The sequence below is a fragment of the Streptomyces sp. DS1-CR2 genome (genome assembly GCF_055760475.1).
In genome coordinates this window covers 1,533,764-1,545,976 of sequence record NZ_CM147085.1, presented here as the reverse complement: position 1 = coordinate 1,545,976, position 12,213 = coordinate 1,533,764, and the positions used below count along the sequence as shown (strand labels likewise).

At 71.6% G+C, this 12,213-nt stretch carries 13 protein-coding genes; 11 read left to right on the top strand and 2 right to left on the bottom strand.

The features are described 5' to 3' along the window. Positions 1-325 precede the first annotated feature (325 nt). Complete coding sequence (locus tag ACY0PA_RS07735) at positions 326-541, top strand: hypothetical protein (RefSeq protein ID WP_473083963.1); 216 nt, start codon at positions 326-328, stop codon at positions 539-541. Between the two features lie 54 nt (positions 542-595). Here ACY0PA_RS07735 and ACY0PA_RS07730 read toward each other — a convergent pair whose 3' ends face one another. Continuing rightward, positions 596-1,249: a TetR/AcrR family transcriptional regulator gene (locus ACY0PA_RS07730; protein ID WP_473083962.1), complete on the bottom strand. Its 654-nt coding sequence runs from the start codon at positions 1,247-1,249 to the stop codon at positions 596-598. Between the two features lie 125 nt (positions 1,250-1,374). Here ACY0PA_RS07730 and ACY0PA_RS07725 point away from each other — a divergent pair, with 125 nt between their 5' ends. From ACY0PA_RS07725 to ACY0PA_RS07710, 4 genes are all read left to right on the top strand, one after another. Then, a complete protein-coding gene (locus tag ACY0PA_RS07725; protein WP_473083961.1) occupies positions 1,375-1,932 on the top strand; it encodes an NAD(P)H-dependent oxidoreductase in 558 nt (185 codons plus the stop codon). Positions 1,933-2,069: 137 nt separating this feature from the next. Then, on the top strand, positions 2,070-2,531 hold the full coding sequence (locus ACY0PA_RS07720; protein WP_473083960.1) for a DUF6153 family protein: 462 nt from the start codon (positions 2,070-2,072) through the stop codon (positions 2,529-2,531). Positions 2,532-2,616: 85 nt separating this feature from the next. Beyond that, the gene (locus ACY0PA_RS07715; RefSeq protein WP_473083959.1) at positions 2,617-3,267 is read left to right on the top strand and encodes a DUF305 domain-containing protein; all 651 of its coding nucleotides are present in this window, start codon (positions 2,617-2,619) and stop codon (positions 3,265-3,267) included. A gap of 279 nt (positions 3,268-3,546) precedes the next feature. After that, positions 3,547-3,999: an STAS domain-containing protein gene (locus tag ACY0PA_RS07710; protein WP_473083958.1), complete on the top strand. Its 453-nt coding sequence runs from the start codon at positions 3,547-3,549 to the stop codon at positions 3,997-3,999. A gap of 38 nt (positions 4,000-4,037) precedes the next feature. Here ACY0PA_RS07710 and ACY0PA_RS07705 read toward each other — a convergent pair whose 3' ends face one another. Next, on the bottom strand, positions 4,038-4,616 hold the full coding sequence (locus ACY0PA_RS07705; protein WP_473083957.1) for a TetR/AcrR family transcriptional regulator: 579 nt from the start codon (positions 4,614-4,616) through the stop codon (positions 4,038-4,040). Between the two features lie 262 nt (positions 4,617-4,878). On the opposite strand from ACY0PA_RS07705, the gene ACY0PA_RS07700 reads away from it, so the two are divergent. From ACY0PA_RS07700 to ACY0PA_RS07675, 6 genes are all read left to right on the top strand, one after another. Continuing rightward, positions 4,879-5,418, top strand: a complete 540-nt coding sequence (locus tag ACY0PA_RS07700; RefSeq protein ID WP_473083956.1) for a (2Fe-2S)-binding protein — start codon at positions 4,879-4,881, stop codon at positions 5,416-5,418. After that, positions 5,415-6,407, top strand: a complete 993-nt coding sequence (locus tag ACY0PA_RS07695) for an FAD binding domain-containing protein (RefSeq protein ID WP_473083955.1) — start codon at positions 5,415-5,417, stop codon at positions 6,405-6,407. Before ACY0PA_RS07700 ends, ACY0PA_RS07695 begins: the two co-directional genes overlap by 4 nt. After that, positions 6,404-8,542: a xanthine dehydrogenase family protein molybdopterin-binding subunit gene (locus ACY0PA_RS07690; RefSeq protein ID WP_473083954.1), complete on the top strand. Its 2,139-nt coding sequence runs from the start codon at positions 6,404-6,406 to the stop codon at positions 8,540-8,542. Before ACY0PA_RS07695 ends, ACY0PA_RS07690 begins: the two co-directional genes overlap by 4 nt. After that, positions 8,535-9,689, top strand: a complete 1,155-nt coding sequence (locus ACY0PA_RS07685) for an XdhC family protein (RefSeq protein ID WP_473083953.1) — start codon at positions 8,535-8,537, stop codon at positions 9,687-9,689. Before ACY0PA_RS07690 ends, ACY0PA_RS07685 begins: the two co-directional genes overlap by 8 nt. Before the next feature lie 415 nt (positions 9,690-10,104). Beyond that, the gene (locus ACY0PA_RS07680; RefSeq protein ID WP_100598391.1) at positions 10,105-10,308 is read left to right on the top strand and encodes a cold-shock protein; all 204 of its coding nucleotides are present in this window, start codon (positions 10,105-10,107) and stop codon (positions 10,306-10,308) included. Positions 10,309-10,638: 330 nt separating this feature from the next. Next, positions 10,639-12,186: a DEAD/DEAH box helicase gene (locus ACY0PA_RS07675; protein ID WP_473083952.1), complete on the top strand. Its 1,548-nt coding sequence runs from the start codon at positions 10,639-10,641 to the stop codon at positions 12,184-12,186. Positions 12,187-12,213: the final 27 nt, after the last annotated feature.

Genomic DNA, 12,213 nt, shown 5'->3' with positions numbered 1-12,213 from the left:
TCCGGGGTCGGTGTCCTCAACTCCAGCTGAAACAGGGAGAGTTACCGCGCGTGCAGTCCTGCAGAAGGACTTCAGAAGTCCTTCGGTGGTCCCGAGGTTCCTGAGGTCGTCGAGACCGAACGGCCGGAGCCGCTCTCCGGTGAGGTTCTCGCCAAGGTGCACGCCGACGTGGTCAACCCGGTGGACGTGGCTGTCAGGTCCGCGCCTTCCCACTGCTCGGCGAGCCCCGTTCGTAGGAGGGGCCTGATTTTCGGATATCAGTTCGGTTGGGGGTGCGTTATCGGGCTGACGGGACCATTCTGGAGGTATGTCCGAAGGTGCGCCCGTGACCGTGCACCCCCCTCTGCCTGACGGCGGCCGGCGGGTGACGATTCGCGGCAAGGACGTGGGGACCGCCTACAACCTGCTCGACGTCCTGGAATTCCTGCGCGCCGCGGGCCTTCCCGAGACGGACACGACCGTCGACGACCCGGAACTGATCGACTGGCACGGTGCGGGGCCCGAAAACTGGGGCCCGGACGGGCCGGAGAAGGCTCCGTGACGCGTCACCCGTCCGGCGCTTGAGCGAGCCGGTCATGGTGTTTGCGCAAGCCGGTCAGGACTTTTGTGCGAGCCGGTCGAGCAGGTCGTGCCATCCCGCCTCCACGCGGTCCAGCGGCATGCCCCGCTCGACGGTCAGATGGTGGACGAGCGCGGTGTCCGCGGCCGCCAGCAGCGTGTGCGCGAGGAGATCGGTGTCGCCCTCCATGCCTGCCTGGCGCAGCAGCAGCATGACGTGCGTGTGGCGCAGCCGGTTCGCCGGGACCGCGTAGTTGCGCAGGGGGTCGGTGCGCGCGGCGAGGATCAGCTCATGGTGGTCCCGCTCGTGGCGGATGAGGGCGGGTCCGAAGGCGTGCAGGCGCTCCAGAGCGGGCGCGTCCGGGCCCAGTGGCGGCGGGCCCGACAGGAACGCCGCCTGAAGCTGCTGCTCCCGGTGGTCCAGGAGGGCGATGAGCAGCCCGGTGCGGTCGCCGAAGCGCCGGAAGACCGTCCCCTTGCCGACCCCGGCCGCCGTCGCCACCGCCTCCATGGTCAGGTTCGCCGCCCCGCACCCGGACAGCAGGCGCGACGCGGCCTCCAGCAGGCGTGTGCGGTTGCGCGCCGCGTCCGCGCGCAGCGCCGGCCGCTCGCCGGCCGTTGTCAGGGCGAGGTCGGTCGGTCTGCCCGGGACGCCGGACGTCGTGACGAGGGGAGGGATAGGGCCGGTCATGGCTTCAGAGTAGCGCCGGGAAGCGACAAGTGGACCGCGGTCCGGATAGGTGGTACAACTTTAAACGGACTTCGGTCCGGTTGAACCGTGCACGAGATCCGTTCGCCCTTATCTGGAGTTATGCCATGTCTGTTCGCATCCTCGCCCTCGTCGGCAGCCTCCGCGCCGGTTCCCACAACCGTCAGCTCGCCGAGGCCGCCGCCAAGCACGCGCCCGCCGGCGCCGACATCCAGCTCTTCGACGGCCTCGCCGACGTGCCGTTCTACAACGAGGACATCGACGTCGAGGGAAGCGTCCCGGCCGGTGCCGCGCGCCTGCGCGAGGCGGCCGGTCAGGCCGACGCCTTCCTCCTCTTCTCGCCCGAGTACAACGGCACCATGCCGGCCGTCCTGAAGAACGCCATCGACTGGCTGTCCCGCCCGTACGGCGCCGGCGCGATCTCCGGCAAGCCCGTCGCCGTCGTCGGCACCGCGTTCGGCCAGTACGGCGGCGTGTGGGCGCAGGACGACGTGCGCAAGGCCGCGGGCATCGCCGGTGCCGCGGTCCTGGAGGACGTGAAGCTGTCCATCCCCGGCTCCCTCACGCGCTTCGCCGAGACCCACCCCGCCGACGACTCCGAGGTCGCGACCGCGCTGACCGAGGTCGTCGGCCGCCTGAGCCAGGCCACCCCCGCCGCTGCCTGAGGCTCCCGGCACAAGTGCGGGGAGCGTTTACGGGGAGTCCGTGCGGGGGTGCCGGGTGAACCGGGGCGGGCCACGAACGGCAGATCCGTGGCGGCCCCGGAGCGCGCACGCCGATCCCCTGTGCCTACGATGCAGCGGTGACCACCCGCCCAGGACAGCCCACGCGACCGCAGTTGACGCTGCGGCTCCTCGGGCTGCTCGTCGGCGCCGTGCTCCTTGGCCTGCTCGGCATGCACGGCCTGGGACCCGTACCGGCAGGCGCGCACGGCGGGATGCACCCGGCGGCCGCGCCCGCGATGGGTGCGGGCGGCGCCGCTGACGCGGTTGACCATGCCAGGCCCGAGCGGCAAGGCGTCAAGGCTTCGGCTTCCGGCATGTGCGACCACGGAGACGGTGGCTGCGAAGGGCACATGGCGCACGCCGACTCGGTCTGCGCGTCCGCCTCCGTCGCCGGCCCCCCTGCAGTCGCCCCCGCGCTGCTCCCCGACGTGATCGCCGGCCCCGCCCGCCCCGAGGCCCGTACGTCCTCGGCCGGCAGTGGCCCCGACGGCGGCCGTGCCCCTCCGTCGCTCTCCGAACTCCAACTCCTGCGGATCTAGAACGGCCCGCGCGGTTCCGCATGCCCCAAGGGGCGGCGCCGCGCTCGCGCGAGCCCTTCACCGAGATCAGCATCAGGAGTTCAGCATGACCGCACACCGCACGTTCGTCCGCCGCGCCCTTGCCGTCGCCACCGCAGGGACGGCCGCCCTGGTCCTCGCCGCATGCGGCAGCGACAAGCCTGCCGGGGGACACGACATGGGGGCGAAGGAGTCCGGTTCCCGTCCGGCCGCGTCGGCCCAGGCCGATGGCCACAGCAACGCGGACAGCCGCAACAGCGCCGACGTCTCCTTCGCCAAGGAGATGATCCAGCACCACCGGCAGGCCGTGGAGATGGCCCAACTGGCCGAGGGCCGTGCCGCGTCGAAGGACGTGAAGAGCCTCGCCGCCAAGATCAAGGGGGCCCAGGACCCCGAGGTCGAGGAGATGTCCGGCTGGCTCACCGCATGGGGTGAGGATGTCCCCGCCGACATGTCGGGCATGGGCCACGACATGTCCTCGTCCATGCCCGGCATGATGAGCGCCGGTGACATGGACGAGCTCAAGAAGGCGTCCGGCGACGACTTCGACAAGAAGTTCCTCGCGATGATGGTCAAGCATCATGAGGGCGCCGTCGCGATGGGCAGGACCGAGAAGTCCGACGGCAAGTACGGCCCCGCGACGCGCCTCGCCGCAGACGTGGTGACCGCGCAGACCGCCGAGATCGAGCAGATGAACAAGATGCTCGGCAAGAGCTGAAGAAACCCGCGCGGGTGCGCCGTACACCCCGTCGGCCACACGCCGACGGGGTGTACGCCCACGCTGCTCCCCGCCGGACCCGTGACGTCACGCGCGATCGGGGGCATGGTGGGAGGCCCTCACCGCAACGGCCGCCCGGCACCCGCGCCGGCCGTGAACCGGGGCCCGGCACGGCCTGATCGTGCCGGCCCCGGGGCACTTGTCCGGTTCGGGAACCGGCGCCGGTGTGTGCGAGGCTCGACGCCAAGGGCCTTCGTACGTCGGCCGGATGGAGGTGTGATGTCCACGCAGAGCCATCGATTGATGATCACCGAGCTGGCGAGCTGCGACGGCTGCGCGGTGCTGCGGGTCAGCGGCGAACTCGACCAGAGCGCTGAGGGACTCTTCCTGGGCACGCTGGGCGCCTGCGTCGACGCGGGTCACCCGTACCTCGTCCTCGACGTCACGGCGCTCTCCTTCTGTGACTCACGCGGTCTCTACTGTCTGCTGGCCATGCGGTGGCTCCTGGACCGCCGCGGCGGCAGGCTCCTGCTCGCGGGGGCGGGGCGCCGGCTGACCGAACTGCTCACCCAGACAGGCAGTGTCGATCTCCTCCCCGCCCAACGGTCCGTCGGCCAGGCCCTGTTGTCGCTGCCTCCCACGCACCGGCCGGTCTGGCCACCCGTAACGAGCCCCGACGCGCTGGACGACGGGCCGCCCAGGCCCCCGCGGCCCCGGCCGCCCACACTCTGACCGGCCGTCGGCCCGAGGCTGCGCGCGACTCGCCCGCCTCAGGCGGCTCCCGGCGCACCGGCGCGCAGGCCGTCCATGACGAGGTCGAGCAGCCGCCCGGCGCGCGACTGCCAGTCGCCGTGCGGGTCGATCTGCCAGAGCCCGGCGATGGCGAGTGCGAAGTCCTCCGGTGTCACCCCGGGGCGGATCGTGCCCGCCTCCTCGTTCGCCGTGAGCAGGAGCGACATGGCCGACGTCAGCGGGCCGTGCCCGAGGGAGGCGAGGCTGCCGCGCGTGGTGGCCTGGCGCAGCGCGTCCGCCAGACCGGCCTTCGCCATGGCGTACTGGGCGAGGCGGTCCATCCACGCGCGCAGGGCCTCGTCGGGCGCGCGGGTGGCGAGCAGATGGGACGCGGTGTCGGCGACCTGCTGCATCTCGTAGCGGTAGACCTCGAGCACGAGGGACTCACGGTTGGGGAAGTTGCGGTAGAACGTGCCCTGGCCGACGCATGCCTTCTTCGCGATCGTGCTCAGCGGGGCGGCCGCCGACCGTGTCAGCTCGGTCAGCGCCACTTCCAGGATGCGGTCGCGATTGCGTTGCGCGTCCGAGCGGAGCGGCGCTTCCTTCTTCGGCTGCACGGGTCCCCCTTCCGGGAATCGCGAATCCGTACCCCAGTGCCAAGAACCGGTATGCCCTTGCTAAGCGGACAGTCGTCCGCTAGCGTCGGCGTAGTGGACAGTCGTCCGGTTAGCTCCACCATAGCGGCAGATCCGGCTCGAGTGGAGAGACGGTGACCACCGCAAGCGGCTTTTCGGCCGCAGAGCGCCCGACAGGCGCGGAATCCCGAAGTTCTCCCTCTACGTACAGCCCTCTCACCCCATGAGCGAAAGAAGGCTGATCATGGCCCCATCGACGTCCAGCGTCATCACGCTGAACATCAATGGCGAGAAGTACACGCTGCCCGTCGACCACCGCACCACCCTGCTCGACGCACTGCGCGAGCGCCTCGATCTGCCGGGCACGAAGAAGGGCTGCGACCAGGGCCAGTGCGGCGCCTGCACCGTCCTCCTCGACGGCCGCCGCGCCGTCTCCTGCCTGCAGCTCGCGGTGGCGGCCGAGGGGCGTGAGATCACCACCATCGAGGGCGTGGCCGACGCCGACGGACTGCACCCGGTGCAGCAGGCGTTCCTCGATCTCGACGGGTACCAGTGCGGTTACTGCACGCCTGGCCAGATCTGTTCGGCCCTCGCGGTCATCGAGGAGCACGCGGCGGGCTGGCCGAGCGCCGTGACCGCCGACATACGGCCGGAGGCGGGCGTTCCGGCACTGACCGCCGACGAGATCCGGGAGCGGATGAGCGGCAACCTGTGCCGCTGCGGCGCCTACGTGTCGATCGTCAACGCCGTCGCCCGCGCCGCAGGAACGGAGGCTGTCGCATGAAGGAGTTCGGTTACGAGCGCGTCTTTGACGTGCCCGCCGCGGTCGCCCTGCTCGACGCCGACCCCGACGCGCGCTGTCTGGGCGGCGGCACCAACCTCGTCGACCTGATGAAGACCGGCGTCGAGAGGCCCGCCCGGCTCGTCGACGTACGCGAACTGCCGCTCGGCGAGATCGAGTTGACGCCACAAGGCGGCCTGCGCATCGGCGCGACGGTCACCAACAGCGACCTCGCCGCCCATCCCGAAGTACGGCGCCGCTACCCGATGCTGGCGCAGGCCGTCCTCGCCGGCGCCTCGGGTCAGCTGCGCAACATGGCCACCGTCGGCGGCAATCTGCTCCAGCGCACGCGCTGCGGCTACTTCACCGACCTGGCCAAACCCTGCAACAAGCGCACGCCCGGCAGCGGTTGCCCCGCGATCGAGGGTGAGCACCACAACGCCGCGATCCTCGGCGCCTCCGCGCAGTGCGTGGCGGTCCACCCCTCGGACATGGGAGTGGCGCTCGCCGCGCTCGACGCAGTCGTCTCGTACGAAACGGTCGACGGCCCGGGCGAGCTGGCGCTGGCGGAGTTCTATGCGCCCGTGGGGGAGACCCCGCACGTGGAGACCGCTCTGCCGCCCGGCGCGCTGATCACCGCCGTCATCCTGCCCCCGGCGCCCGTCGCCGCCCTGTCCCGCTACCGCAAGGTCCGCGAGCGCGCGTCCTACGCGTTCGCGATCGGCTCCCTCGCCGCGGCGCTCGACGTCCGGGACGGAACGGTCCACGAAGTGCGCCTCGCCTTCGGGGCGGTCGCGTCCCGGCCCTGGCGCGCTCACGAGGCCGAACGCGCCCTGACCGGCGGCCCCGCGACCGCCGAGGCCTTCGCCGCCGCCGCGGACGCCGAACTCGCGGCCGCCGAGACGCTGCCCCACAATGGATACAAGGTGACGCTGATGCGCAATCTCGTCGTGGCCGTGCTGACCGAGCTCGCCGAGGAGGCCGCCCGATGACCACGACGACCACGGCCGCCCCGGTGACGGGCACCGCCGGCGCCTCGTACACCCGGGTGGAGGGGCTGGAGAAGGTCACCGGGGCGGCCCGGTACGCGGGGGACGTCCCCGCCGCCGAACTCGCCCACGGCTGGCTGGTGTTGTCCACCGTCGCCCGCGGCCGCATCCGCTCGATCGAGTCGGACCCCGTCCGCAAGATGCCCGGGGTGCTGGCCGTGCTGCACCACGGCAACGCGCCGCGCGTCGACGGGAACTACGTCGGCATGCTGGGGCGGCCCGACCCGATCGTCGAGGTCTTCCAGCACGACCGGGTGCCGTTCGTGGGCTGGCCGGTGGCGCTGGTCGTCGCCGAGACCACGGAGCAGGCCAGGGAGGCCGCCGAGGCGCTGGTGGTGCGGTACGACGAGGAGCCGCACGACGTCGCGTTCTCCGCCGGACACGCCGGCATCTACACACCGGACGGCGACGGCATGCTGGCGGAGAAGGGCGACCTCGCGGCCGAACTCGCCGCGGCCGTCCATGTCGTGGACGAGGAGTACACCACCCCGGAAGAGCACCACAGCACGATGGAACCGCACGCGGCGATGGCGCGCTGGGACGGCGGACGCCTCGAGGTCGTCGACTCCAACCAGGGCAGCATGTGGGTGGCGCAGGAGCTGGCGAAACTGTTCTCGCTCGACCCGGCCTCGGTGCGGGTGCGGTCCGAGCACATCGGCGGTGCCTTCGGGTCCAAGGGTGTGCGCGTGCACCAGATCCTCGCCGTGATGGCGGCGACCGTACTCGACCGCCCGGTCAGGGTCGTCATGACCCGACGTCAGATGTTCTCGCTGGCCGGCTACCGCAGCCCCACGGCCCAGCGCGTCAGGCTCGGCGCCGACGCCGACGGGCGGTTGCGTGCTCTCGACCATCAGGCGCACAGCCTCACGTCGACGGTCCACGAATTCGTCGAGGCCAGCGCCGGTTTCGGACGTCCGATGTACGCCGCCGACGCTCACCGCAGCGTCAACCGGGTGGTGCGCCTGGACGTGCCGACGCCGACCTACATGCGCGCGCCGGGCGAGGCTCCGGGCTCGTTCGCCCTGGAGTCCGCGCTCGACGAACTCGCCGAACGATGCGGCATGGACCCGATCGCGCTGCGTGCCCGTAACGAGCCGGACGTGGGCCCGGTCTCCGGGCTGCCGTTCGGCTCCCGCAACTTGCTGGCCTGCTTCGACGAGGGGGCCCGCAGGTTCGGCTGGGCGGACCGGGACCCACGTCCCGGCGTGCGGCGCGAAGGGCGCTGGCTGCTCGGCACCGGCACGGCGGCGGCCACCTTCCCGGTGATCGTGGCACCGTCCACGGCGGCCGTGACCGCTGAGGCCGACGGCACCTTCACGGTGCGGATCGGCGCGTCGGACGTCGGGACGGGGGCGCGGACCGCGCTGACCCTGCTCGCAGCGGAGGCCCTCGATGTGGCCCGGGAGCGCGTCCATGTGCGCATCGGCGACAGCGACTTCGGCCCGGCGGCGATCTCGGGCGGCTCGATGGGCACCCGCTCCTGGGGCTGGGCTGTCACGGCCGCCGGGCGAGACCTGCGGGAGCAGTTGGCCCTCGGCGGCGACATTCCCCCGCAGGGCATCACCGTGCGATCCGACACCAGCGCCGCCGTCGGCTCCCTCACCCAGAAGGAACGGCACTCCTTCGGCGCCCAGTTCGCCGAGGTCGCCGTCGACGTCACCACCGGCGAGGTACGCGTACGGCGCATGCTCGGCGTTTTCGCGGCCGGCAGGATCGTCAACCCGCTGACCGCGCGCAGCCAGTTCATCGGCGGGATGATCTGGGGACTGTCCATGGCACTGCACGAAGAGGCGATCAGGGACCAGGCCACGGGCGGTCACGTCGGCGCCGACCTCGCGGGCTACCACTTCGCCGCCAACGCCGACGTACCCCTGATCGAGGCGGACTGGGTCGACGATCCGGACGCGGACGACCCCGTCGGGATCAAGGGCATCGGCGAGATCGGCATCGTGGGTGCGGCGGCCGCCGTCGCCAACGCGGTCTGGCACGCGACCGGCGTCCGCCACCGGCAGCTGCCGATCCGGCCCGACCGCGTCCTGTCGGCCGGGGCCCCTGCCGCGGGTGACGGCGATGCTTGACATCGCCGACGAGCTGAACCGGTGGGCCGGGCAGGGCCGGGACTTCGCCGTCGCCACCGTCGTCTCGGTGAGCGGCAGCGCACCCCGCCCGCCCGGCGCCGCCCTCGCCGTAGACAGTGAGGGCACCGTCATCGGCTCGGTCTCCGGCGGCTGCGTCGAAGCGGCGGTCTACGAACTGTGTGTGCAGGTGCTCCAGGACGGCGGGTCCGTCCTGGAGCGGTTCGGCTACAGCGACGAGGACGCCTTCGCCGTGGGGCTCACCTGCGGCGGGGTCATCGAGGTCCTCGTCACGCCGGTGCGCGCCGACGCGCCGGACAGGCCCGTGTTCGCGGCGGCGCTCGCGGCCGCGGCCCGGGGCGAGACGGCCGCGCTCGTCCGGGTGGCCCGCGGACCGGACGAACTGCGGGGCGGAGCGCTGCTCGTGAGGGCGGACGGCTCGTACGAGGGAGGGCTCGACGGAGGCTCCGGCCTTGAGCGGACCGTGGCGGCCGAGGCGCGGGCCCTGCTCGCGGCGGGCCGCACCGGTACGTTCGACCTCTCGGCCGACGGCTCCCACTGCGACGCCGACCTGACGCTGTTCGTCGAGTCGAGCGTGCCGCCGCCCCGGATGATCGTGTTCGGCGCCGTCGACTTCGCGGCGGCGATGGTCCGTGCGGGCAAGTTCCTCGGCTATCACGTGACGTTGTGCGACGCCCGCCCCGTCTTCGCCACGCGGGCCCGCTTCCCCGAGGCGGACGACATCGTGGTCGACTGGCCGGACCGCTACCTGCGGCGCACCACAACCGACGAACGCACGGTCCTGTGCGTGCTCACCCACGACGCGAAGTTCGACATCCCGCTCCTGGAGATCGCGCTACGGCTGCCCGTCGCGTTCGTCGGAGCGATGGGCTCACGCCGCACCCACGAGGACCGCGACCGCCGCCTGCGCGAAGTCGGCCTGAGCGACGAGGAGTTGTCGCGCCTGCACTCGCCGATCGGTCTGGACCTCGGCGCCCGCACACCCGAGGAGACGGCCCTGTCCATCGCCGCGGAGATCATCGCGTCGAGGCAGGGCGGCACGGGCGCACCCCTGACCACCTCGCGCACACCGATCCATCATGACGGCGAGGCGGGGGAGCGGCGCCTGTTGGCGACGGGGGAGAGGTGACCGTCGACGGCCGTCGCGCACCCCGCGCCCGGAACGCGGCCGTGGACCTCGTCCCCGGCGCTTCCTAGCCCCCAGGAGCGGGGAGACGGGCTACACGGACTATCCGTGCCTGTCCGACAGCCGGCGAAGTGAATATCCGGGGCCCGGGGCGCCGGGATTTGCTCAACCTGGGGTGAAGGTTCGCGGCGACGCGCGAAATATCCTGGCTCACCGTGCCCCGAAGCTCGTTTCGTGCTAGTCTTGATCTCAGTTGCAGTTGTGGTTCCCATAGATACTTCAAGTGCCTTAGGTGACTTCACGTTGCCGGGCGCTTTTCTATTTCCGGATGCATTTTTCCGGGCGGGGCAATCATTGCGGCGACGCCGAGGTTCGCACAGTGCGGATCACGGGCACTGCCCCGAAGGAGAATTTGCATATGGCTACTGGCACCGTGAAGTGGTTCAACTCGGAAAAGGGCTTCGGCTTCATCGAGCAGGAGGGTGGCGGCCCCGACGTCTTCGCCCACTACTCGAACATCGCCACCCAGGGCTTCCGTGAGCTTCAGGAAGGCCAGAAGGTGAACTTCGATGTCACGCAGGGCCAGAAGGGCCCGCAGGCGGAGAACATCGTTCCCGCCTGACGCTGAAGCGTTGAGCGCAGCTGGTGCCCGTACCCCAGTGGTACGGGCACCAGCTCGTTGCTGTTTGCGGGGCATCCCGCCCGGGTAGGCACGACCACCGGGTGGCACACCACCCCGGCGGGGCGCCAAGACCCCCGCACCCCATTGATCCGGCCTGTCCGAGAGCCGCCTGCCGCAGCGGAATCCCAGTATTCCTACGTCAGGCGTCGCCATTCTCCGTACCGGCGCGCCGGCTGATTTTCAGTCTGCTATTCGGCTCGTTCTTGCAATTCGTCCGGCACTCATACGCCGGGAATTCCTCGATACGTGCCATATCGAGGAAGGTTCGCCATGAACCGTTCAGCTCGCACGAACGACCGCTACTCCAACCCCCGCAGGGGCTCCGCCGGCGGTGACCGGGGCGCCCGTTTTCGACCCCAGGGCCAGGGCCAGGGCCAGGGCCAGGGACGCACCGGAGGCAAGAGCTCCGGTGGCTACGGGCGCAGGTCCGCCGCACCGCAGGGTGAGTTCGCCCTGCCCGTCACCGTCACGCCCGCCCTCCCCGCCGTGGAGACCTTCGGAGAGCTCGACCTGCCGGCCGAGATCCTCAAGACGCTCACCGGTCTCGGCGTGACCGTGCCGTTCCCGATCCAGGCGGCCACGCTGCCGAACTCGATCGCGGGCCGGGACGTCCTGGGCCGCGGCCGCACCGGCTCCGGCAAGACCCTCGCCTTCGGGCTCGCGCTCCTCGCGCGCCTCGCGGGCCGGCGCGCCGACGCCAAGCAGCCCTTCGGCCTCATCCTCGTCCCCACGCGGGAGCTCGCCCAGCAGGTCACCGAGGCGCTCACCCCGTACGCCCGGTCGCTGAAGCTGCGGATGGCCACCGTCGTCGGCGGCATGTCCATCGGCCGTCAGGCCAGTGCCCTGCGCGGTGGCGCCGAGGTCGTCGTCGCGACGCCCGGACGCCTCAAGGACCTCATCGAGCGCAAGGACTGCCGCCTGGACCGGGTGAAGATCACTGTCCTGGACGAGGCCGACCAGATGGCCGACATGGGCTTCATGCCGCAGGTCACCGAGCTGCTCGACCTGGTGCACCCCGAGGGCCAGCGGATGCTGTTCTCGGCCACCCTCGACCGCAACGTCGACCTGTTGGTGCGCCGCTACCTGCACGACCCGGTCGTCCACTCCGTCGACCCGTCGGCGGGCGCCGTCACCACGATGGAACACCACGAACTGCATGTGCACGGCGCCGACAAGTTCGCCGCCGCCACCGAGATCGCGGCCCGCGACGGGCGGGTCATCATGTTCCTCGACACCAAGCACGCCGTCGACCAGTTCACCAAGCACCTGCTCGGCAGCGGCGTGCGGGCCGCCGCCCTGCACGGCGGGAAGTCCCAGCCGCAGCGCACCCGCACCCTGGCCCAGTTCAAGGCCGGTACGGTCACGGCGCTCGTCGCCACGAACGTCGCGGCGCGCGGCATCCACGTCGACAACCTCGACCTCGTGGTCAACGTCGACCCGCCGAGCGACCACAAGGACTATCTGCACCGCGGCGGCCGTACGGCCCGTGCCGGGGAGTCCGGCAGCGTCGTCACTCTCGTCCTGCCCAACCAGCGCCGCGACATGAGCCGGCTGATGCGCGACGCCGGTATCCGGCCGCAGATCACCCAAGTCCGGTCCGGCGAGGCCGAGTTGAGCCGTATCACCGGTGCTCAGGCGCCCTCCGGCGTCCCGATCGCCGGCCCCGCGCCGGCCACGGAGCGGCCCAAGCGCGGCGGTGCCCCGTTCCGCGGCATGGGCTCACGCCCGGGCCGCGCCGGTGGTGACTCGCGCCGTACCTCCGAGGCCCGCCAGCTCGCCGACGCCCGCAAGGCCGCGCGGGTCCGCCGCGCCGGCTGAGGCATACGCACGAAGGCCGTAGGCCCG